Origin of the sequence: Streptomyces sp. A0958, assembly GCF_004795035.1 — a bacterium.
In the GTDB taxonomy this organism is placed as follows: Bacteria; Actinomycetota; Actinomycetes; order Streptomycetales; family Streptomycetaceae; genus Streptomyces.
Genome location: NZ_SSBK01000003.1, coordinates 45,500 through 66,296 on the forward strand (window position 1 = coordinate 45,500; position 20,797 = coordinate 66,296).

Consider the following 20,797-nt stretch of genomic DNA (forward strand, 5'->3'; position numbering starts at 1 on the left):
GGTCAACCCGGAATCGGGGTCGAGTAGAGGTCGTAGCTGGCCCGGGTGGAGAAGCGGAGCTGGACCTCGTGCCGGATGCGCGTCTCGCACTCCGGGGGGAGGTCGGTGACACGTGTGCCGAGCCGGCGGCAGATGCGGTGCAGCGCGGCGGCGGCCCAGGACGGGTCGGCGAGGAACGGGTCGGGGCCGTACCGCGCCTGGTCCCAGACACCGAGCACGGCGGCCGCGGCCAGCAGCAGCGTGTACCGGTCCATGAGGGCGAACTTCGCGGGCTGCGCGCTGCTGGCCCCGCCCGCCGCCTCCAGCCTGAGCACCCGGCCGCGCACGTCCCGGAACTCCTCGACCAGCAGGCCCGCCAGGGTGCGCAGGGCGCGTTCCACGGGGCCGTGGCCCTCGATGCGCGCGGCGACGGCGAGCAGCGACGCGCTCAGCGAGTCCCGGCCGCAGGCCAGGGCGAGCCGGTCGGCGCGCAGCGGCGGCAGGTCCCCGTCCAGCCGGAAGAGCCCGGCGGGCGCCTCGTCCTCGATGAACCAGGAGCGGCGGGCGAGCCGGGGCATCTGCGGGATGACGGTGGCCTGGCAGGCGACGGTCCCGGCGTGGCCGAGGCTCATCACGGGCACGTCCCGGACGTGTTTCTGGAAGATGCCCAGGGTGCCTTCGCGGGTGTAGAAGTCGGAGCCCAGGACGATCGACAGGTCGTACATGGTCTCGCTGAGGACGCGCGGCATGAGGTACTTGAGCGCCGCCGAGCTGACGCTGGTCTCGGCGGGCAGCAGGTGCAGGGCGCGGGCGGCGACCACCGCGAGCGCGTCGTACAGCAGCAGGCTGACGAAGGCGTTGGTGAGGGCGGCGCCGGTGCGGCTGCCGTCGATGCCCCGGCCCTGCCAGCCGCCGGACTGCTCGCGGTCGATGCGGACGGCGGTGCGCAGGCTGGTGTCGAGCGCGGCGACGGCGGTCCCGGCGATCACGGTGCGGCTGATCTGGAAGGAGCGCAGCGCGGTCTCGATGCCGCTGCCCTCGGGCCCCAGCAGGGCGGAGTCGGGCACCGGACAGTCGTCGAACTCCACCCCGGCGAACCGGCAGCCGCGCAGCCCGACGGGGGTCCTGCGGGCGGTGACGGCCGCGCGGGCGTCCGACAGCTGCCCGGGTTCCAGCAGCAGCACGGAGTGGCTGCGGCTGCCGGGGGCCGGGTCGGTGCGGCAGAACAGGACGAGCGCCCCGGCCCGTTCCAGGTTGTTGACGAGCGGTTTGCCGCCGCTGATCAGGTAACCGCCGGGGCTGCGGCGGGCGGTGACCTGGCTGCGGACGAAGTCGTTGCTGTGCGCGGTCTCGTGCTGGGCGATGGCCGCCCGGCCGCCCTTGCGCAGCAGCCCGGCCAGCCACTTCCGCTGCCGGTCGCTGCCCGTCGTCCAGACGTCGGAGGCGGCCATGAAGGTGGTCATGCCGTGCCCGATGGCCAGACCCACGTCCCGGCGCATGACCGGGCGCATGACCCTCACCAGGGTGTCCATCGCGTCGAGCCGGCCGCCGAGCGAGCGCGGCACGTACTCGTCGACGATCCCGAACCGGTCGAGCAGCGCCTCCCCCTCGGCGAAGGGCACCGCGGCCCGGTCGGCTTCGAGGAGCGCGGTGTAGCCGGCCGGGTTGGCCGGGTCGGAGGGGTCGCCGAGCAGGTCCTCCAGTTCGGCGACCCGGGCCCGGACGGCGCTCTCACGCCGCCGCGCGGCGACCTCGGGCGCCGCGGAAGGCTCGGCGGGAAGGCCGGTGCGCGGGTCGGCGGTCAGGCCGGTGGGCAGGGTCGTCACCACCGCCTTCCCCCGTCGGCTCCCTCCGGCCGCAGCAGATCGCCCCCGAACAGCACGTCCTCGGCGCGGGCCAGCGCCCACACGTCGGGGGTCAGCACCTCGTACTCGCCGCGCACCACACCGTCGAGGAAGAGCGTGCGCATCAGGGTGCGTTGGACCTTGCCGCTGCTGGTGCGGCGGACGGCGCCCGGGCGTACGAGCAGGATGTTGCCGGCCGGGATCTCGAATTCCTGGCCGATCAGGGCCTGGATCTTCTGGGCGACGGTGCGCAGTTCGGTGCTGCCGACGCCGCGCACCTCCTGGACCAGGACCAGGTGCTCGCGTCCGGCGTCCACGGAGAACGCGGCCCCGGCGCCGAAGGTCAGGGCGGGGCTCACGGTCCGGGCGGCCCACTCGATGTCCTGCGGGTAGACGTTGCGGCCGTTGATGATGATGACTTCCTTGAGCCGCCCCGTGACGAACAGCTCCCCGTCGACCAGCATGCCGAGGTCGCCGGTGCGCAGGAAGTTGCTCTCCTCGTCGTTGAGGCTGGCGCGGAAGGTGCGCACGGTCTCGGTGGGGCGCCGCCAGTAGCCGCGGGCGACGCTGTAGCCGCGCATCCAGATCTCGCCGACGGCGCCGGGCGGCAGCTCGTGGTGGGTCAGCGGGTCCACGATCCGTACGTCCATGTCCACGGGGACACCGCAGCCGACGAGGGTGCGGCGTCCCTCCTCCGTACCGTCGGCGCCGACGGCCCGGTCCTGCTCAAGCGCCGCCGTGTCGAACTCCTTGCGCACGTGCGGGGTGCCGGGCTCGCCGCCGGATACGACGAGCGTGGCCTCCGCCAGGCCGTAGCAGGGGCGCAGCGCCTCGGAGCGGAAGCCGGCGGGCGCGAAGCGTTCGGCGAAGGCGTCCAGGCTCTCGGCGCGGACCGGCTCGGCGCCGTTGAGGGCGAGCCGCCAGCGGGACAGGTCCAGGGCGGCGATCTGCTCGTCCTTGACGCGGTGGACGCACAGGTCGTAGCAGAAGTTGGGGCCGCCTCCGACGGTGACGCCGTACTGGTCGATGGCCTGGAGCCAGCGCAGGGGGCGCTTGACGAAGGAGAGCGGGGTGACCTGGACGCTGTGGCTGCCGAGGTAGACCGGGTGCAGCAGGTGGGCGACGAGGCCCATGTCGTGGAAGTAGGGCAGCCAGCTGCCGAAGACGTCCTCGCGGGTGGTGTGCAGCAGGTTCCGCAGGGTGGCCTGGTTGGCGAGGAGGTTGCGGTGCGAGACCGTCACTCCGCGCGGCTCGGAGACCGAGCCGGAGGTGTACTGGAGGAAGACCAGGTCGTCCGGGCGCGCGGCGACGGGCCGCCAGACCTCCGGGTCGCCGATCTCGGCCACGTCGGTGACCAGGCACTCGGCGGTGGAGCGGGTGTTGCGGGCGAGCCACAGCGCGACCTCGGGCGCGGCGGAGGTCTCGGTGAGGACGACGGCCGCGCCGGTGTCCTTGAGGACGGCGGTGGTGCGGTTGAGGCGCTTGTCGCGGCCGGCCTCGCCCGGCAGCGGGACGGGGACCGCGACGGCTCCCGCGTACAGGCAGCCCGCGAAGGCCTTGAGGAACTCCACGGTCGAGGAGTAGGCGAGCAGCACGGGCTGTTCGGTCACTCCGTAGCTCTGGAGGCAGGCCGCGATGCGTCTCGCCTCCCGGTCGAGCTCTCCGTAGGTGAGGTGCTCGGCCACCGGGCCGTCCGCGGTGTCCCGGAGGAAGACGTGGACGTCCTCGTCGGCGAGTTCGGCCGTCCGGGCGCGGAGCAGTTCGGTGAAGGTGGCGAAGCGTGACTCTGACATCCGCGGCATCCCCTCGCGTCTGCGGGCCCGTGGATGGTGCGGCCCTCGTTCCCGCCGATCCTCCGCAAAGGCCCTTAAGGTTCGCTTGCGCGCCCCGTTCACGCCCCCCAACTCAGGGGGTGGCAGGGGTGGCCCCGAGGGAGGGGGTACGGGTGACCCTCGGCCCATGGACACTCACACCGAACCCGCCCCGGCGACGCGGACGGCGCTCGTCTTCCCCGGGATGCAGCCGACGGCCTTCTCCGAGGTCTCCCGTTTCATGCTGGTCAACCCGTACGCGCGCGAGCTGTACGCGCTCGCGGACGACGCCCTCGGCTACCGGCTGGCCGACCGCTACCAGGAGACCGAGGGCGACTACTCCCTCTACGGCCAGATCTCCTTCGTGGTGAACTGCCTGGCCCTGGCGCGCTGGGCCGGTGAGCGGCTGGAGATCGACCCGTCCTGTGTGACGGGGCCGAGCTTCGGCGCCCGCGCCGCCGCCGTCCACTCCGGGGTCCTCGACTTCGGCGACGCCGTGACGATGACCGCCCGGCTGGCGGAGACGATGGAGGACTACTTCGCCCGGGAGCACCCCGCCCTGGTCACCCAGTCGATCGCCCGGGTGGACGAGGAGGGCGTGTCGGAGCTGCGCAGGGAGCTGGAGGAGCGCGGCGAGTGGAGCGACATCGCCTGTGTCGTGGACCACGACTTCACCATGCTGACCGTCCACGAATCGGTCCTGGACTGGCTCCAGCGCCGTATCCGCTCGCTCGGCGGGATGGCGATGTACACGATGAAGCCGCCCATGCACTCGTACCTCTTCGACGGGTTGCGCGACCGGGTGGACGAGGAGATCTTCGCCGGGCTGACCTGGTCGGACCCGCGGCTGCCGGTGATCGCCGACCAGGACGGCCGTACGGTGACCACGGGTGCGGGCGTGCGCGGGATGCTGCTCGACGGCTTCGTGCGTACGGTGCGGTGGCCGGACGTGGTGGCCTCGCTGAAGGCGGCGGGGGTGGGCCGGCTCTGCGTGTCCGGCGCGGACGGGCTGTTCACCCGGGTCGCGTGCACCACACGGAACTTCGAGGTGGTGCCGGTGACGCCCAGGTCGGCGATGCGGCCGGTGCGGCGGCGGATGCCGGTGGCGGCCTGACCCACTCGGGGCTCGTACGACGGAACTCGGGGCTCGTACGACGGAACTCGGGGCTCGTACGACGAAGGGGCCGGTGCCCGCGAAGGCACCGGCCCCTTCCGTCCGTCCGTTACCTGCCGTCCACCGTGAAGGCGTAGAACGTGCCCTCGGTGCTGCTGCCGGTGGTGCCGGCGCCGTCGGCGAACCGGGCGTAGCCGTTGCCCCAGTAGACGGTGCCGTCGACGACCGCCGGGCCCGCGTTGGAGGAGTACGGGGCGACGAACTCCCACAGGTAGGCGCCGGTCGCCGCGTCCAGCGCGTACATGTGGCCGCTGGTGGAGCCGCCGAAGACGACGCCGTTGGCGGCGGTCAGGGCGCCCCAGGCGAGTCCGTCGGTACGGTCCTCGACCTGCCAGATGATCTCGCCGGTCTGCGGGTCGAGCGCGGCGAAGGAGCTGCGCGTGGTGGTGGTGCCGTCGGCCAGCTGGTAGTCCAGCCTGTTGAAGTTGGCCTCGGCGATGTAGATCCGCTTGTCGTCGTTGGCCGTGCCCCACTCGATGCCGCCGACGTGTCCGCCGGGTCCGGCCGCCGCGCTCCAGATGACCTCGCCGTTGGTGGCGTCCATCAGCCAGTACTCGCCGCTCTTCTCACCCGCGCCGATCACCTTGCGGGGGCGGCCGTTCGGGCCCTTGATGGTGAACAGGTGGGCGCCGTCACCGAAGTCGTAGTCGTAGCCCGGGTTCGGCGGGCAGTTGTTGGGCGGGAGACCGGGCAGGCAGCCGGTGTTCCAGGCGTCGAACCGCTTGGCGCCGGTGTGCCACTTGATGCGGCCCGTGGTCATGTCCAGGGCCAGCACGGTGTCGACGTAGTTGTCGTCCTGGTAGCACTCGGCGGGGGTGCCGCCGGCCGTCTGGCAGTCGGAGACGGACTGCGGGACGGTGTAGTTGTTCCCGGTGGTGAAGTACACGGTGTTGGTCGACGGGTCCAGGGCCGGGGTGCCCCACACGGCGACACCGCTGTAGCCGCCGGTCGTGCCGCCGTTGTCCGGGGTCGTGAACTGCCGCCACAGCACCTTGCCGGTGGCCGCGGAGATCGCGTTCACGCTGCCGCGGAAGGTGCAGCAGGGATAGGTGGGGTCGTAGGCGCCCTCGGACTCACGGGAGGAGACGCCCTGGTAGATCACCCCGTTGTGCACGACCGGCGACTGGGTCAGCACGGCCGCGTACTGGGTGTCGATCTCGCGGGTCCAGACCTTCTTGCCGGTCTTCGCGTCGACCGCCATCAGGACGGCCTTGGTCCAGTCGGCTATGTAGACCTTGCCGTTCACGACCGTCGGGCTGGACCGGGAGACCGAGTCCGGGTTCCCGGTGTACTCGGAGACCTTGTGCGTCCAGATCTTCTTGCCGGTCTTCGCGTTCACCTTGTGCAGGTAGCCGCCCCAGTCGGGGAAGTACACCGCACCGCCGACGACCGCCGGGGTCGCCGACACGTCTCCGTGGGTGGCGAACGTCCACTTGGCCTTCAGCCGGCTCACGTTGTTCTTGGTGATCGCCCGCTCCTGGGAGGCGGAGCGGCTGTTGCTCAGGTCGTGCCCGCCGGTCGGCCACTCGGCCTTCGGCGCGCAGGCGTTGGACGGAGCCATACCGAGGGTGGCCGCCATCGCCAGGGCGGCGAACAGAGTGAACCTGCGGGCCGTCTTCCGCGGCGACCAGGGTCTTGAGTACATGACTGACTGTCCTCCTGAGGACGGTGGTGATGGTGGTGTCGATGGTGCTGGTGGTGCTGGTGGTGCTGTCGTTGCTGGTGGTGCTGGTGGTTCTTGTGGTGCTGGTAATGCTTGTGGTGCCGGTGGTTCTTGTCGTTCTGGTGATGCTTGTGGGGTCTTTGGGGGCCGTGACGGCCCTCGGGCTACCGGTCCGGGTTCACGCGGCGGGCGCGGGGGCGGTCACCGGCGCTGGCTCCGGCGCCTTCGTGCCGTGCCGTTCGGCCGCGAGCGCGGTGAGCGCCAGCCGGTCGGTCTTCTTGTTGGTGTTGAGGGGGAACTCGTCCAGGCGGTGGTAGTGGCGCGGGATCAGCTGCGGCGGCAGCACGGGTGCCAGGTCGCGGTGGAACTCCCTCGGCGCACGCTCCTCACCGAGGTAGAAGGCGACCAGTTCGGTGCTGTTCGCCACCGGTACGCCGACCACGACCGCCCCGGAGACCGGTGACGCGGCGCGCAGCGCGTGCTCCACCTCGGCCAGCTCGACGCGGTAGCCCTGCACCTGGACCTGCGAGTCCATCCGGCCCAGGTAGACCAGCTCACCGCCGGCCAGTCGGCGCACCCGGTCCCCGGTGCGGTACCAGCGCACGCCGTCCTGCTCCAGGTACTTGCCGGCCCCGTCCTCCGGGTCGAGGTAGCCGGCCGACAACTGCGGGCCCGCGAGCCACAGTTCGCCCTCGTCCGCCGCCTCCTCGCCCCGCTCGTCGAGCAGCAGCTCGGCATGGCCGTCGTGGAGCAGGCCCAGCGGGACGACTCCGTTGACGCCGAGCCGGGTCGACTCCTCGGGCGACCAGCGGTGGCGGTGGGTGGTGATCGTCATCTCGGTCGGGCCGTAGACGTTGATCACCGCCGAGTTCGGCGCGGCCCGCTGCCAGGCGTCGGTGTCCTCGAACTGCAGGGCCTCGCCGCCGAAGTACGTCCAGCGCAGCGAGGGCATCGTCCCGGGCAGCAGCCGGCCGGTGCGCCGGGACAGCGAGATCACGCTCGGCGCCGAGAACCACACGGTGATGCCGTGCTCGGAGACGAATCCGGGCAGGTCGCGGTAGGCGTGCGGGGGGACCGATACAAGCGGGGCACCGGCCGCCCAGGCGCACCACAGGTCCGAGACCGCGGAGTCCCAGTTGAGGCCCGCGGCCTGGGAGAAGACGTCGTCGGCGGTGAAGTCGTACCAGGCGTCCATCAGCGCGAAGTAGTGCGCCATGTTCCCGTGGGTGAGCCGGACCCCCTTGGGGCGGCCGGTGGAGCCCGAGGTGAACAGGATGTACGCCACGTCCTCGGGCGCCGCGCTCCTGGGCTCCGCCAGCGCGGTGTCCGGGCCGGCGAACAGCGCCCGCAGCCCGGTGCCCTCGGCGAGCACCCGGGCCCCGTCCTCCCCGAGGTGGGGCGCCAGCACGGGCAGGCCGCCCAGCTCCGCTCCCGTACCCCCGGCCAGCAGCGCCGCGCCCTCCTCGTCCACGACCAGGGCGGAGACCTCGGCCGCGCCGAGCATCGCGACGACCTTCCCGGCCGGGAAGTCGGCGGGGACCGGTACCGCCGGCAGCCCCGCGTACAGGCTGGCCAGGATGGCGACGTACGCGATGGTGCTGCGGCCGGTCAGGATGCCGACGGCCTTCGGCGGTCCGCCGGGGGCGGCCAGCAGCGCGCCCGCCCAGGCCAGGGCCGTCTCATGGGCCGTCGTGTAGTCGACGGTGTCCCCGCCCACACGGACGGCCACCCCGCCCGGGGATTTCTCCAGGCCCCGCAGGAAACGTGCGTGAAGCGCCTGTGACGCCATTGATTCCATTTCCCCTCCTCATTTCCCGGCACATTTCGGGGACACATTGACAGCCGTCGGCGGACGCCCTCATCATTCCCTTATGCCAGAACTCACGAATCACACCTGGGACGAAACCTTCGAGGCCGTCATCCGCCCGTTCCTGCCCTATCTCTCGCCGGGCGAAAAACTGTCCGACGATTCCCGGCTCAAGGACCTCGGACTGGACTCGATGGGCACGGTCGAGCTGCTCGCCGCACTGGAGAGCGCCTATTGCGTGCGCTTCCTGGATGACGCGCTCAAGCTGGAGAATTTCGCCAGCCCGGACATCCTCTGGAATACTCTGATAACCAAGACGGAAACCGCCGCGTGAGAAAGCGGACCCACCGCCCGGCCCGACAAGGATTCAATATCCGAGTCGGGCCGCTCCCGTTGCAGGACGCGTCATACACGTCACACACGCCGTACACGCCATACACGTCATAAGAGGTGCTGGAAGCTTTCCTCGATACGGTCGAGCACCGACCGGACATGGGGCAGCGCGACCGGGTCATCGGCCGCCAGCGCCGTTTCCTGCTGCTCGGCGTTCTCGCCGTAGAGCATGCTGGTGGCGCATTTGAAGCGCAGCGCCCCGGGCTCGTCGCCGAGCAGGTGCCCGGCGAGGACGGCGGTGCCCAGGTCCAGCATCCGCCGGGACAGCGACGCCGAGTCGGTCACCTCGTGCTTGCCCAGCTCCTCGCGGACCGGCTCGAAGTCCGGGTAGACGTAGAACGCCCCGGTGGGCGGCCGGCAGCGGGCCCCGGCGCCGACGACGATGCGGTGGACCTCGCGGGCGACGGCCCCGTGCAGCCGGGCACTGGCCCGCAGCCGCTCCCGGATCTCCTCGGGCTCCCCGAAGGCGTACTCCGCGACCTCCTGCATCGGCCCCGGCAGGGTCGACCAGATCTCGCTGGCCACGGAGGCGACCCCGGCGCGTATCCGCTCGCCCCACGGGCCCTCGGGGAAGCGGGCCGCGCCGATGCGCCAGCCGCCCAGGGCCAGGGACTTGCTGAGGCCGGTGCAGACGACGGTGCGGGCGGGCGCCACCTCGGCGGGGCTGAGGTAGGGGGCGTCCGGGTCGTGCATGACGTCCCGGTAGATCTCGTCCGAGACGATGAGCAGGTCCTCCTCCTCGGCGATCGCGCACAGCTCGCGGATCATCGCCGGCGGGGCGAGGGTGCCGGTCGGGTTGTCCGGCAGGGTCAGGACCATGATCCGCGGGTCGTGGCCGAGGGTCCGGGCGGCCCGGATGTGCTCGCGCAGCAGGGCGGGGTCCGGGACCCCGCCGCACTCCTCGGGGATCGGCACGGCGATCGGGTGCTTGCCGGCGAGCCGGGCCTGCGGGGCGTAGGTGTTCCACGCCGGGCGGGGCAGCAGCACATCGCCGGGGACCGTCAGGTCGACGGCCATGAGCAGCGGCTTGCTGCCCGGGGCGACCACGATCCGGTCCGGTGTCGTGGGCAGGCGACGCCGGTCGAAGTACCCGGCGACGGCGGCCCGTACGCCGGGCGAACCGGCCACCGGACCGTAGGCGTTGCGCCTGGCTCCCGCGGCGAGGCGTTCCACGAGCGGTGCGAAGGCGGGCAGCCGGGATTCGCCGAAGCCGAGGTGGACGATCCGCTCGCCGGCCGCCTGCCGCTCCGCGACCAGCTGGTTGAGCGCCAGGTTCGGGGACATCCGCATGCCGCTCATGCCTGGCTCCCCACCCCGGCCGCGGCCCGGCTGCCGAAGAGTTCGGGCTCGCGCGACCAGGCGGGTCCGGCGATCGCGCGGGCGATGTCGGCGGGCACCGAGCGGTCGAGGCGCAGCTCGTCCAGCCAGGCGGCGTCGGCGTCGTAGTGGGCGAGGAAGGGGCGTCCGACGAGCGAGGCGTCGCGGGCCTGCGCCATGCGCAGCTGGAAGAACAGCCCCTCGTCCCTCTCGATGACCCCGTCCACGGCCACCTTGCCGGGGGTCGCGGACATCACCGGGCCCCGGACGGTGCGGGCCAGTCCTGGCAGGGTGGCGTAGGCGTCCCGGTAGATCTCCGCCGCCCGCGCGAGGGGGACCCGGAAGTAGTCGTGCGGGCCGGTGTCGCGCTCCACGAACATGTAGTACGGGACGGCGCCGGCGGCGAGTTCCGCCCGCCACATCCGGCTCCACACGTCCGGATCGTCGTTGACCTTGGCGATCAGCGGCGCCTGGCAGTAGACCAGCGCGCCGGTGGCCCGGATGCGGGCGACGGCCCGCTTCGCGAGGTCGGTCTCCAGTTCGCGCGGGTGGCTGAAGTGGGCCATCACGGCGAGGTTGCGGCCGGTGGCGACGATCTTCTCGAACAGCCGCAGGACGTCGTCCGCGTCCGGGTCGGTGACGTAGCGCTGCGGCCAGTACGCCACGGACTTCGTACCGATCCTGATGGTCCGCACGCTCTCCAGGGAGAGCAGCGGCTCCAGGTGGGTGCGCAGCCGTGCGGTGGACATCACCATCGGGTCGCCGCCGGTGACGAGCACGTCGCAGGAGTCCGGGTGGGCCTCCAGGTAGGAGACGAGACCGCGCGGGTCGGGGGCGGCGAAGCGCAGTTCGGAGTCACCGACGAACTGGGCCCAGCGGAAGCAGTAGGTGCAGTACGAGTGGCAGGTCTGGCCCTGGCTCGGGAAGTACAGGACCGTCTCGCGGTACTTGTGCTGGAGTCCGGGGATCTCGACGCCCTCGCGGGTGGGGACGTTCAGCTCCTTCTGCCCGGAGGGGTGCGGGTTGAGCCGCCCGCGGATCTGCTGCACCAGGGCGCGCAGGGCGACCTTCCGGGCCGGGTCGGCGGAGAGGGTGGCGAGATCCCGCTCGTTCTGTTCGGTCAGCATTCCCTTCTGGGGGAAGACCAGTTGGAACATGGGGTCCTCCGGGATGCGGTCCCAGTCGATCAGCTGCGACAGGACGTACTCGTTGACCCGGAAGGGCAGCACCATCGACACGAGCCGGACGGTCTCCCGTATGTCGGCGGGCAGGCCGTGGCGGTCGGCGATCTCATCGAGCTGCCGTGGACCGAAGGCGCGGAACCGTGCCGCCTCGGCAGGATCGGTTGCCAGCAGGGACATGCGGATATTCCTCCAGCCTGATGCCCGGCAGTTCGAGCGTCTGCTCGAACACGATGCGATGCTAGGGACGCGAATCGGCCACCGGACCCCAGAACCGACCCCAGCCGGACCCTTACGACGCAGGCCCACCCCTGGGCCTGTTCCCGGCGGTTACGGGCATGGCGAAGCCGCCCAGGAGCGACGGGGGACGCGCTCCTGGACGGCTGCTTTCGGACCCCTGAGGGGTGCGGGTCGGGCGGTGTTACGCGAGCCCGGTGCCGGGCTCCTGCGCGCCGGCCTTCGACGGCTGCGCCGACGCCTCGTCCGCCGCCGGCTCGGCGGCCTTGGCGTTGTCCTGCTTGACGGAGCGCAGCCCGACGAGCGCCACCACGGCCGCCCCGGCCATCACGACCGCGCCCGCGATGGACGCGGCGTGCACCTCGGTGGTGAAGGCCGCACGGGCCGCGTCGACCAGGTTCCCGCCCGCCTCGCCGGGCAGCCGGCCCGCCGCCGCGAGGGCGCCGCCGATCGTCTCGCGCGCCTGGTCCAGCGCGTCGGCCGGCACCCCGGCCGGGTCGTCCAGCGCGCTGCTGTTGCGGTAGGCGGTGGCGCCGATGCTGCCGAGGACGGCGACCCCGAGGGCGCCGCCCAGCTCCTGACAGGTCTGGAGCAGCGCGGACGCGGTACCGGCGCGCTCCGGCGGCACCTGGCCGACGACGAGTTCGGTGACCAGGGTGAGGACCGGGGTCAGGCCCACGGCGAGCGCGATGATGCCGATCAGGATCAGCACCAGGCCGTCCTTCTCGGGCACCTGGGTGAGCATCAGCAGCGCGACCGTGGCCAGCCCGAAGCCGCTGGCGATGATGACGGCCGGCCGGATCGTCCGGACCAGGACGGTGGCGACCGGCACGACGGCGCCGACCGCGATGGTGCCGGGGATCGTCCACAGCGCGGACTTCAGGGCGCTCATCCCGAGGACGGACTGCATGTACTGGGTGGAGAAGAGCGAGTACCCGACGAGGGTGAAGCAGGCCAGCATGTTGACGGTCACCGAGGCGCCGAAGGCCCGGTTGCGGAACAGCGAGACGTCGATCATCGGGTCGGCGCTGGTGCGCTGGCGGCGCAGGAACACCGGTACGAAGGCGAGCCCGACGACGATCGCGACGACGTACGGCACGGTGAACCCGTCCACGGCGATCTTCTTGAACCCGTAGACGACGGGCAAAATCGCGGCCAGCGAGAGCACGGCGCTCACCAGGTCGAACTTCCCGGCGGTGGGGTCCTTGAACTCCGGCAGCAGGAAAGGCCCCGCGACCAGGAGCAGCACCATCACGGGCACGTTGATCAGGAACACCGACCCCCACCAGAACCCGGCGAGCAGCGCCCCGCTGACCACGGGCCCGAGCGCCGCACCCGCGGCCATGCCCGTCGACCACACCGCGATGGCGGTACGCCGCTGGGTCTGCTCCCGGAACAGGTTCCGGATCAGCGCCAGCGTCGACGGCATCAGCGTCGCACCGCCGATGCCCTGGAACGCCCGCGCGCTGATCACCATCTCGGGGCTGTTGGCGTACGCCGCGAGCAGCGAACCGGCACCGAAGACCACGGCACCGATCAGCAGGAGCCGCCGGCGCCCGATCCGGTCACCGAGGGCGCCCATGGTGAGCAGCACCCCGGCGAGCACGAAGCCGTAGATGTCGATCATCCACAGCTGCTGCCCGCTGGACGGCCGCAGGTCCTCACTGATGGAGGGGATCGCGAAGTAGAGGACGGTCAGGTCCATGGAGACGAGCAGCACGGGCAGGAGCAGAACGCCGAGGGCGATCCATTCCTTCCGGCCCGCTCTGGCCTCCGGTCCGGTAGTGCCGTTCTCGCTCTGGGAGCTGGTCATGGAGACGGTCCAATGTTGGGGGGACGGGACGTACGTCTCAGTGAACGGAAGTACCCGCGCGTAGGGGCCTTCCGTGCACGGGAACAGGGGTGGGAACAGGGAGTCGGATAGGGGTGGGGGCGGGGCGCGTCACAGGGGCGGTGACAGGGGTCGGGACCGGGCAGAGGGGCCGGGGCCGGGTGGCCGGAGAGCGGGCCACACCACACAGGGCGTGCCACGCTCGAAGTATGGCAACCAGGAAGATCACCATCACCGTGCCGGAAGAGCCGGTGCAATCGATCAAGGAGCGCGTCGACGCGCGGGGAGTGTCCGGTTACATCGCGGCCGCCGCCGCTCATCAGGACGCGATGGACCGACTGCGCGAGTTGGCCGACCGTCTCGAGGCAGAGCACGGCACTGTGACGGACGACGAGCAGCAGGCAGCACCGGACCGCATCGCCGCCATCGGCGACTGGCATGACGAGCAGCGGCCGGCTTCGGGCGAAGCCGCGTGAGCCGAGCTATCCGAGCGAAGTCGTCCCGGCCAGGGCAGCGCGTCTTCGTCTTCGACTCCGAGGTGCTCTCCAAGGCGGTCCAGGGCGAACCGGGAAATGGCCGCGCTCCTCAAAACGGCCCCTCGGCTCGACATCCCCGTCGTCACCTCGGCCCTCGCCACCTTGGAGGCATGGGACCCGCGCGAAGCGTCGAGGCAGGCGCTGTGGAACTGGACGCTGTCCCGCATCCGCGTCGTACACACGGATGCCCAGGTGATCACCATGGCCCGCGACATGCTGCAGGCAGCCGGCCTGCACGGGCACAAGTACGCCATCGACGCCGTTCTGGCGGCTGTCGCCGGGCGGGAAGCCGCGCAGGGCGCCCAGGCCACCGTCTTCACATCCGGCACGGACGACATGCATCAACTTCTCGCGGGGCACTCCGTGCGGGTCGAGAAGGTGTGAGGAACACCCGCTCCTCACTCCGACCGCACCCGCGCCGCCATACACGCCGGTCTGTCTTGCCGTTCGGGGTGAGCGGCAGTGAGGGCTTCTCGTCCTGCCGATGACTCTCCCTGGGCCACGTCATGCCCGGTGGTACGTCTTCCCAGCCAGGCGCATTGCCCGAGCGTTCGGGGTGAAGCCCAGCGACGCGTACAGCGGCCTTCCCGCCTCGCTGGCCGTTAGGTTCAGCAGTGTGCAACCCTGCCCGGTCAGCCAGTCCACAAGCGCGTTGGTGACGGCGCGGCCGTAGCCGCGCCGACGAAACCGGCGCCCGGTGACGACGGTCTGAATCTGGCCGAAGACCCCGGCGTGATCGGGGCCCGGCAGTCCTTGATGGACGAGGCCGATCGCGCAGGCCGCGAGACCGCCGTCCGGATCGTCGACCACGAACGCGGCGAGCCGGTCGCCGCCGAGGTGTTCGCGCAGGTGATCGGCGAGCCGATCGCGCCACGGTCCGATGGTGTCGACTCCCACCATTTCGGCGTGGATGCGAGCCAACTCCTCGGCGTCGTCCGGGGACGCCGGGCGCGCGTTCACGGGGTCACCTCCGCGAGCTTCTCGGCGAGTTCACCGGCCGTGGGCCGGTCTGCGGCGGGGGCAGTCAGGACGTCGGCCAGGACGCTCTGGAACCGAGGCCAACATCGTGCGTCCGTCAGCGGGACGCCCGCAGTGATGGCCTTCCGCAACTCAGCGGGGCTGCTGTCCTCCACGGTGACGCCGACTGCCTCGTAGTCCAGTGGCCATCGGCCCGTGACGCAGGTCCAGAACACTCCGGCCAGGGCATACACGTCCGCTGCGCGCGAAGGCGTCACCGGCTGCGGGCCTGTGGTGATCCAAGCGGCGAGTTCCGGGGCGACCAGGTGCGTGATGCCACCGTTGAACTCCCACCACGGGTCGGTCCCCTCGCGCCACGACCACGCGAAGTCGATCAACTTAACGCCGGAGGCAATGTGGATGCCGTGGGCCGGTTGCAGGTCACCGTGCACCCACCCGACGGCGTGGAGGTCGGCGACCGCCCGGCACAGCGACACCGCCCCGGCGAGAGGGGTCGCGCGAACACCGGAGCCGTCCCGTACCGGCCGGAACAGGGCCCAGGTGGACGGGCCGTCCAGCCAGGGCGTGACGTACCAGACGTCGGCGCCGGAGCGGCCGGCGACGACGGTGTACTCGGGCAGGGCGTCGAGCGTTGCGGCTTCCCGCGCGGTGATCTCGGCCCCTTCGCCGTCGGTGCCGTGCCCGACCTTGATCGCGGCCCCGCCGAGGGGGCCGACAGCCTTCCAGACCGCAGCACTGCGCCGATTGGTGATCTCCGTCAGCGAGACCGGGCCGCAGATGCTCTCCGCTGCCGCTACCGCTTCCGGGGGACAGGGAGCGAAGCCGCCCATGCCCGTACCGCCTTCCAGTCACAAGGGACGTGCTCGAACACGTCGCAGCCGTCGTCCTCGGCCACGGCCAGGCTCTGTGCGAGCTCAGGGGTGTCATGCAGGAACCGCGGATCACGTGACCGGACGGACGCCCGTACCGGAAGGAACGAGATCGGGGCGGGCGGGATGCTGCGGCCGGACTTGTCGCGCTCGTGGACTCCTCGGGCGAACTTGCCGAACATCACCCCCACCGGCCCGTAGAGGTGCTTGAGGGCCCAATGCGGCCAGGCCATCAGCTCACCGTGGTCCGCGTCCGCAGCGTCGCCGATGATGGCGATGTTCTCGCATGCGAGCGCGCCGTGCCGACGGCTCATCAGCGGCCTCACCCATTCCGCCGCCTGCGCTCCGGCGTAGAACAACTCGGCTTCCACGGCGTCCCGGTGAGCTCCTGGGGCGACCTCGTACACGGTCCAGCCGGTCATGCCCCGCGCCGTGGATGCTTCGAGGAACGGGCAGTGCTCGAACATGGCGGTGATATAGCTCCCCACGTCCCCGCACGTCGGGTTCACCGATCTGGCTTCGACGAGACGGAGCGCCCCGGCGGTGGGCCGGGACGCTCCGTCGGCGTGCATGGCGATCAACGGATCACCGCTTGGTGCCGGCCGCCAGCGTGTTGCCGTCGCCGTCGCTCGGTGCCGGGGAGCAGTTCCACTCCGCGACCACGCGGCCGGTCTCCCGGTAGGTGGCGAGCGCAGCGGTGTCGAGGCTGCCGTCGGCGGCGGTGAACCAGATGCCCGGCAGCGGACCGTACGCCTCCTCGTAGGCCGCCACCCAGGCAATGAGGCCACGCCCGGATGTCTCGGCGTGGGCCAGCTCTCGGCCCGCGTGCTTGGCGGTGAACGCGCTGTGCGCCTGTGGGTCCTCGGCAAGCTGGTGCCACGCGGCGTCGACCGCCGTGCTGAACATCTCCGGCGCGGCCTGGCCGTCGTCGAACCGGCGCGCGGTGACGGCGAAGAACTTGCCCAGCTCATCCAGCTGCACGCTGGTGTCCGTGATGCTCATGTGCCCCTCCTATGGCTGAACTCCGACGCCTCGCCACCACGCTGCGTGGCCGTTAACGCCGTTCCAGTAACCAAGGTGATGCAAGAGCAAGGGGGCAGCAATGAGATTTCTGACTATTTCTCAGAGCCAGCTTTCGGCAGCTGCCGTGAGCAGATGCCGGGCTTCGGCGTCGTACAGTGCGCTCTGCGCCAGCAGGTCGAAGACCTTCCGGTACTGGGCGACCTCCTCGGGCAGCCCCAACCGGAGTTCGGCGCTGACGACCTCGACGATCACCTGTTGGCCATCGAAGATCCAGAAGCCGTGGACGGGCGAGACGGGAAGCCGGGCCCTCAGCGGGACGATGCCGAGCCGCATCGCCGGCAGGGTGCTCGCGGAGACCAATCGGTCGATCTGTGCACGCATCACCGGGATCGGCGCGAGTCCGTACAGCAGCGCCGCTTCCGTCAACAGGATGTGCCACCGTTTGCGGCCGGGCGAGTACAGCACTTCTTGCCGGGCCAGGCGCGCGGCGACGGCGGCGTCTGTATCCGGTGGGCTGCCGTTCAGGCGGGCATGCTCGCGGAAGCGGGCGGCGGCGTAGTCGGCCGTCTGTAAGAGGCCGGGAATCCAGCACGGTTCGAACGCGCGGATGGTGTTGGCGGCTGCTTCCGTCTCTGCCCACGACCGCTGGACTACCGCGTGTCCTTCCCGCAGCTGCCGCCGCCATTCCGCGTACCGGCTGTCCAGGTCGCGCAACAGCACCAGCAGCTCGGCTGCTGCCTCGGGCGCTCCACAGGCATCTGTCCAGGCCGTGATGTCGCCGACGGTCGGACCCTGGCGGCCGAGCTGGATCTTGGAGACCTTGCTCGGCGGCCAGCCCAGACGCTGCGCCAGCGTGCGACCGTCGATGTCGGCGGCCGCACGGATGGCACGAAGGCGTCCGCCCAATTCTTCTCGGGCTTCGTGGACGCCCTTTCGTGCGATGCTCAACGCGGCGGATGCTCCTTGACGAACTCCCGGAAGGGCTGGGCGTAGTGAAATGCAGCGTCGAGCCAGCGGGCGTGCTCAACGACGACTGCGGGGTCGGTGATGATCTCTGCCCCGAGCAGATGACCTTCGTCGGTGAAGTGCAGGACTGCGAGGGTGTGCGAATCGAACAGCCAGAAGTCCCGGTCGGGCAACACGAACCGGTTGGCGGTCTCCCGGTTCAGATATCGGATGTCCTCGCCCGCAGCGGTGTTGCTCTCCGCGAGGTGGAGTTCGTACCGCAGGTAGTCCGTCAGTTCCGGCGGCACGATACGGACCCGGGCCACGATCTTCCCGGCCGCGGTCTGCTCGCGCATGGTGTCGAGCCACGGGGAGAACCAGGCGAGATCGACCTCTTCGCCGTTGAGGAACTGCGTGAAGGACTCGCGTTCGTTCTCGATGTCGTAGTGCGTACGAGTCTCCAGCCGACGGGCCGTGTGCTCGAAGTTGGTGAACAGCTCGTCGAACGCGGCGCCACTGACGAGCTCAGGAACGTCGGCCGCATGCCTCGGGGCAAACCGTTCCAGTAGATCTCGGGGCACTTCGAGAATGTCCTCGTTGTCGGCCACGTCCCGCACGTCTCCGTACGCCTGGTCATCCGGGTGGATCTTCCAGCCTTGGACAACAACGGTACCCCGGTCGGTCTCGTAGACCGACGGGCATCCGCCGCCGCCACTGGTGCTACCGACGAACCGTAGCCGCATGGCGTTCTCCTCCGGGAAGGGATTTCTCAAAGTTTCCCCTCTCGATGATGTGTCTGGTAGTCCGATTCTCGCCAAACGTCCTGCGGCTGGGTCGGCCGACCGCAGGCGCCACTGCGGCGACTACGGTTGCCCCGGTGCTTGCCAGGGCCGGGCCGGGAGCGTGCGCTGAGGGACGGGACACGCCCAGGACCTGGCCCGCCGATGTGTGGAGCCAGACCGCGACTTCGACGGGTGGTCGTGGAGGCGTCAGCGTCTCCGCCCGGCGCCTCTCGCGGCTCCTGCCGCGCAGGAAGGTCATTAGCGACCCGCCACTTCCGCCGGTACATGCAGTCAGAATCGTGCTGGACCAACCGACAACGGGGCTTCATTCGCCGCAGCGACGAACAAGGACCAACTGGCGCTCGTGAAAGCAACCACCGGACCGTGGCCATCATCAGCAGCACTACCGCACCATCGGGGCACACCCCGGCCTACCTCGGGGAGGTGGTCGTGCACGCCCAGGACATCCGCCGCCCACTGGGCTTCCCCAGGGCCGAGCATCGACGCGCTGACGCCCGTAGCCGACTTCTTCGCCGTCGTGATTTCACCGTCGCCGACCGTACCCGCGCGGCCGGCCTTCAGCTGCGGGCAGACGACGGCCGGTTCGCCACGGGCACTGGCTCCCTGGTCACCGGTTCGACCCTCGCCCTGGTGATGGACCATGGCCGGCCGCGCGCTCTACCTCGACCAGCTCGACGGCCCGGGCGTATCGACCCTGAGGCCGCGCTGCGGGCGTATTACGCGGCTGGGGCCCGTCCGGCGGATCAGGGCCGGACGGGCCTCTAGCTTCGGCATTTCTGTGGGAGCGGGCTACTGCCTCTCAGCCCTCCCCCGCCACCCGCGCCGCCAGCGCCCGCCGGTCCGTCTTGCCGTTCGGGGTGAGCGGCAGCGACGGCACCAGGGCGACCTTGCGGGGCACCATGTAGTCGGGCAGCGTCTCCTTGCAGAAGGCGCTCACCGCCACCGGCTGGGCGTCGAAGCCGCGGCCGGGGACCACGTACGCGTACAGCTCCGGGTCCTCGTCGGGGCGCGGGCGGACCACGACCGCCGCCGCCTCCACGCCCGGGAACTCCAGGAGCCGGCGCTCGATCTCGCCCAGTTCGACGCGGTTGCCGCGCATCTTGACCTGGAGGTCGGAGCGGCCGACGAAGTACAGCTCGCCGCTCTCGCCCCGGTAGGCGAGGTCGCTCGACTTGTAGACGACCTGGCCCGACTGCGGGTTGAGGGGGTCGGGGACGAGCACGGACCTGGTGGCCTCGGGGTCGTCCCAGTAGCCGGTGAAGAGGGACGGGCCGCGCAGGTGGATCTCGCCCACCTCGCCCGGCTTCTCGACGGGACGGCCCTCCTCGTCCAGGAGCAGCATCTCGGCGCCCGGGTAGGCGAAGCCGATGGAGAGTTTGTCGACGCCCTCGGGGAGGGGGTTGGGCACATCGGTGAGCGAGAACGCCATCGCCTCGGTCGGGCCGAAGCAGTTCACCACCCGGACCTGGCCCAGCAGCGTTTGCAGTTGACGGAGTTCGGGGAGGGGGAACGCCTCGCCCGAGAACAGCACTCCGCGTATCTGTCCGGACAGCGCCGCGAGGCCCGTCGGCTCGTGGCGCAGGACCGGGCGCCAGATGGACGGCACTCCGTCGACCTGGGTGGCGCCCGTGTCCGCGAGGAAGCGCAGGAACCGGCGCGGCCAGTGCATGAGTTCGCGCGGTACGGGAATGAGCTGGGCGCCCGAGCCGAGGGCCAGGCCGATGTCGAGCAGTGCGAAGTCGAACTGGAGCGGGGATGTCGTCGCGAGCCGGTCCTGCGGCGTGACGATGTTCTGCCGCAGCATGCCCCGGTAGAAGGAGAGCACCCCCCGGTGGCTCATGACCACGCCCTTCGGGCGGCCCGTGGTGCCCGAGGTGAAGATCATGTACGCGGCGTCGGTGGAGACCGCATCGCGGCGGTGCCGGGTGCGCGCCACCGGGACGCGCTCCACACTCACCCCCTCCGGGCCGAAGCGGGCCGTGCCGAGGGAGTCCGGTATGCCCTCGCGGCTGCCCTTCACCGTCTGGAGGTGCAGGGCGGGACCGGCGGTGTCGATGATCGCCCGCAACCGGGGGTCGGGGACCTCGGGGCTCACCGGGATGAAGGTGAGCCCGAGCATCGAGCAGGCGAGCAGCGCGGCCACGGCCGACGCCGAGTTGTCGGTCTCCAGGATGACCCGGTCGCCGATGTCGAGGCCGAGCGAGTCCAGGGTGACGGCGTAGTCGTGGGCCCTGCGCTCCAGTCGGCGGTAGCTCAGCACCCGGTGCGAGCCGTCCTCCGCCGCCTCCCAGGCGGCCGGGCTGTCCGGGGCGGTGCGGGCCGCCGCCAGCATGAATTCGTGGATGCGCTCGGCCGGCGCGCCCACCGCCGCCGGGTGCTCCGTGCTCAGGCTCATCGGCCCGCCTC

18 protein-coding genes are annotated in these 20,797 nt (G+C 71.0%); 4 read left to right on the top strand and 14 right to left on the bottom strand.

All coding sequences use genetic code 11. The features are described 5' to 3' along the window. Positions 1 to 2: 2 nt before the first annotated feature. Together E6P78_RS03980 and E6P78_RS03985 are read right to left on the bottom strand one after the other, a co-directional pair. Positions 3 to 1,805 (bottom strand): acyl-CoA dehydrogenase, encoded by a 1,803-nt coding sequence (locus E6P78_RS03980; protein ID WP_240799037.1) that lies wholly within the window; start codon positions 1,803 to 1,805, stop codon positions 3 to 5. Beyond that, positions 1,802 to 3,616 (bottom strand): fatty acyl-AMP ligase, encoded by a 1,815-nt coding sequence (locus E6P78_RS03985; protein ID WP_240799038.1) that lies wholly within the window; start codon positions 3,614 to 3,616, stop codon positions 1,802 to 1,804. The genes E6P78_RS03980 and E6P78_RS03985 overlap by 4 nt, the downstream gene beginning before the upstream one ends. A gap of 166 nt (positions 3,617 to 3,782) precedes the next feature. Here E6P78_RS03985 and E6P78_RS03990 point away from each other — a divergent pair, with 166 nt between their 5' ends. Next, complete coding sequence (locus E6P78_RS03990) at positions 3,783 to 4,748, top strand: ACP S-malonyltransferase (RefSeq protein WP_136202097.1); 966 nt, start codon at positions 3,783 to 3,785, stop codon at positions 4,746 to 4,748. Positions 4,749 to 4,857: 109 nt separating this feature from the next. On the opposite strand, the gene E6P78_RS03995 is transcribed toward E6P78_RS03990, so the two are convergent. Together E6P78_RS03995 and E6P78_RS04005 are read right to left on the bottom strand one after the other, a co-directional pair. Then, positions 4,858 to 6,453 carry a PQQ-binding-like beta-propeller repeat protein gene (locus E6P78_RS03995; RefSeq protein ID WP_136202098.1) on the bottom strand — a complete coding sequence of 532 codons (1,596 nt, stop codon included), beginning with the start codon at positions 6,451 to 6,453 and terminating at the stop codon, positions 4,858 to 4,860. Positions 6,454 to 6,649: 196 nt separating this feature from the next. Next, positions 6,650 to 8,269, bottom strand: a complete 1,620-nt coding sequence (locus tag E6P78_RS04005; protein ID WP_346765551.1) for an AMP-binding protein — start codon at positions 8,267 to 8,269, stop codon at positions 6,650 to 6,652. 73 nt (positions 8,270 to 8,342) lie between these two features. On the opposite strand from E6P78_RS04005, the gene E6P78_RS04010 reads away from it, so the two are divergent. Then, the gene (locus tag E6P78_RS04010; protein ID WP_136202099.1) at positions 8,343 to 8,612 is read left to right on the top strand and encodes a phosphopantetheine-binding protein; all 270 of its coding nucleotides are present in this window, start codon (positions 8,343 to 8,345) and stop codon (positions 8,610 to 8,612) included. Positions 8,613 to 8,719: 107 nt separating this feature from the next. On the opposite strand, the gene E6P78_RS04015 is transcribed toward E6P78_RS04010, so the two are convergent. The 3 genes from E6P78_RS04015 to E6P78_RS04025 all read right to left on the bottom strand — a co-directional run bounded on the left by E6P78_RS04015 (position 8,720) and on the right by E6P78_RS04025 (position 13,219). Next, positions 8,720 to 9,970, bottom strand: a complete 1,251-nt coding sequence (locus E6P78_RS04015; RefSeq protein WP_136202100.1) for an aminotransferase class I/II-fold pyridoxal phosphate-dependent enzyme — start codon at positions 9,968 to 9,970, stop codon at positions 8,720 to 8,722. After that, entirely contained in the window at positions 9,967 to 11,349 is a 1,383-nt protein-coding gene (locus E6P78_RS04020; protein WP_136202101.1) for a lysine 2,3-aminomutase, read from the bottom strand. The genes E6P78_RS04015 and E6P78_RS04020 overlap by 4 nt, the downstream gene beginning before the upstream one ends. Positions 11,350 to 11,590: 241 nt before the next feature. Continuing rightward, on the bottom strand, positions 11,591 to 13,219 hold the full coding sequence (locus E6P78_RS04025; RefSeq protein ID WP_136202102.1) for an MFS transporter: 1,629 nt from the start codon (positions 13,217 to 13,219) through the stop codon (positions 11,591 to 11,593). 227 nt (positions 13,220 to 13,446) lie between these two features. On the opposite strand from E6P78_RS04025, the gene E6P78_RS04030 reads away from it, so the two are divergent. Then, complete coding sequence (locus E6P78_RS04030; RefSeq protein WP_136202103.1) at positions 13,447 to 13,713, top strand: hypothetical protein; 267 nt, start codon at positions 13,447 to 13,449, stop codon at positions 13,711 to 13,713. Between the two features lie 96 nt (positions 13,714 to 13,809). Further along, the gene (locus E6P78_RS04035; RefSeq protein ID WP_240799039.1) at positions 13,810 to 14,157 is read left to right on the top strand and encodes a hypothetical protein; all 348 of its coding nucleotides are present in this window, start codon (positions 13,810 to 13,812) and stop codon (positions 14,155 to 14,157) included. A 120-nt stretch (positions 14,158 to 14,277) separates the two neighbouring features. On the opposite strand, the gene E6P78_RS04040 is transcribed toward E6P78_RS04035, so the two are convergent. From E6P78_RS04040 to E6P78_RS04070, 7 genes are all read right to left on the bottom strand, one after another. Continuing rightward, positions 14,278 to 14,733: a GNAT family N-acetyltransferase gene (locus E6P78_RS04040; protein WP_206307713.1), complete on the bottom strand. Its 456-nt coding sequence runs from the start codon at positions 14,731 to 14,733 to the stop codon at positions 14,278 to 14,280. Next, entirely contained in the window at positions 14,730 to 15,581 is an 852-nt protein-coding gene (locus tag E6P78_RS04045) for a hypothetical protein (protein WP_136202104.1), read from the bottom strand. Before E6P78_RS04045 ends, E6P78_RS04040 begins: the two co-directional genes overlap by 4 nt. Further along, on the bottom strand, positions 15,545 to 16,192 hold the full coding sequence (locus tag E6P78_RS04050; protein WP_136202105.1) for a hypothetical protein: 648 nt from the start codon (positions 16,190 to 16,192) through the stop codon (positions 15,545 to 15,547). Before E6P78_RS04050 ends, E6P78_RS04045 begins: the two co-directional genes overlap by 37 nt. Before the next feature lie 13 nt (positions 16,193 to 16,205). Then, complete coding sequence (locus E6P78_RS04055; protein ID WP_136202106.1) at positions 16,206 to 16,622, bottom strand: hypothetical protein; 417 nt, start codon at positions 16,620 to 16,622, stop codon at positions 16,206 to 16,208. A gap of 120 nt (positions 16,623 to 16,742) precedes the next feature. Further along, positions 16,743 to 17,591 (bottom strand): helix-turn-helix transcriptional regulator, encoded by an 849-nt coding sequence (locus E6P78_RS04060; protein ID WP_168712557.1) that lies wholly within the window; start codon positions 17,589 to 17,591, stop codon positions 16,743 to 16,745. Beyond that, entirely contained in the window at positions 17,588 to 18,331 is a 744-nt protein-coding gene (locus E6P78_RS04065; protein WP_136202108.1) for a DUF6879 family protein, read from the bottom strand. The genes E6P78_RS04060 and E6P78_RS04065 overlap by 4 nt, the downstream gene beginning before the upstream one ends. An 859-nt stretch (positions 18,332 to 19,190) precedes the next feature. After that, positions 19,191 to 20,786, bottom strand: coding sequence for an AMP-binding protein (locus tag E6P78_RS04070; protein WP_136202109.1), 1,596 nt, complete (start codon positions 20,784 to 20,786; stop codon positions 19,191 to 19,193). Positions 20,787 to 20,797: the final 11 nt, after the last annotated feature.

Coding starts and splice junctions, on each gene's coding strand:
- E6P78_RS03985 (WP_240799038.1), bottom strand. CDS start 3,616: ATGTCAGAGTCACGCTTCGCCACCTTCACCGAACTGCTCCGCGCCCGG.
- E6P78_RS03990 (WP_136202097.1), top strand. CDS start 3,783: ATGGACACTCACACCGAACCCGCCCCGGCGACGCGGACGGCGCTCGTC.
- E6P78_RS03995 (WP_136202098.1), bottom strand. CDS start 6,453: ATGTACTCAAGACCCTGGTCGCCGCGGAAGACGGCCCGCAGGTTCACT.
- E6P78_RS04005 (WP_346765551.1), bottom strand. CDS start 8,269: ATGGAATCAATGGCGTCACAGGCGCTTCACGCACGTTTCCTGCGGGGC.
- E6P78_RS04010 (WP_136202099.1), top strand. CDS start 8,343: ATGCCAGAACTCACGAATCACACCTGGGACGAAACCTTCGAGGCCGTC.
- E6P78_RS04015 (WP_136202100.1), bottom strand. CDS start 9,970: ATGAGCGGCATGCGGATGTCCCCGAACCTGGCGCTCAACCAGCTGGTC.
- E6P78_RS04020 (WP_136202101.1), bottom strand. CDS start 11,349: ATGTCCCTGCTGGCAACCGATCCTGCCGAGGCGGCACGGTTCCGCGCC.
- E6P78_RS04025 (WP_136202102.1), bottom strand. CDS start 13,219: ATGACCAGCTCCCAGAGCGAGAACGGCACTACCGGACCGGAGGCCAGA.
- E6P78_RS04030 (WP_136202103.1), top strand. CDS start 13,447: ATGGCAACCAGGAAGATCACCATCACCGTGCCGGAAGAGCCGGTGCAA.
- E6P78_RS04035 (WP_240799039.1), top strand. CDS start 13,810: ATGGCCGCGCTCCTCAAAACGGCCCCTCGGCTCGACATCCCCGTCGTC.
- E6P78_RS04045 (WP_136202104.1), bottom strand. CDS start 15,581: ATGGGCGGCTTCGCTCCCTGTCCCCCGGAAGCGGTAGCGGCAGCGGAG.
- E6P78_RS04050 (WP_136202105.1), bottom strand. CDS start 16,192: ATGCACGCCGACGGAGCGTCCCGGCCCACCGCCGGGGCGCTCCGTCTC.
- E6P78_RS04055 (WP_136202106.1), bottom strand. CDS start 16,622: ATGAGCATCACGGACACCAGCGTGCAGCTGGATGAGCTGGGCAAGTTC.
- E6P78_RS04065 (WP_136202108.1), bottom strand. CDS start 18,331: ATGCGGCTACGGTTCGTCGGTAGCACCAGTGGCGGCGGCGGATGCCCG.
- E6P78_RS04070 (WP_136202109.1), bottom strand. CDS start 20,786: ATGAGCCTGAGCACGGAGCACCCGGCGGCGGTGGGCGCGCCGGCCGAG.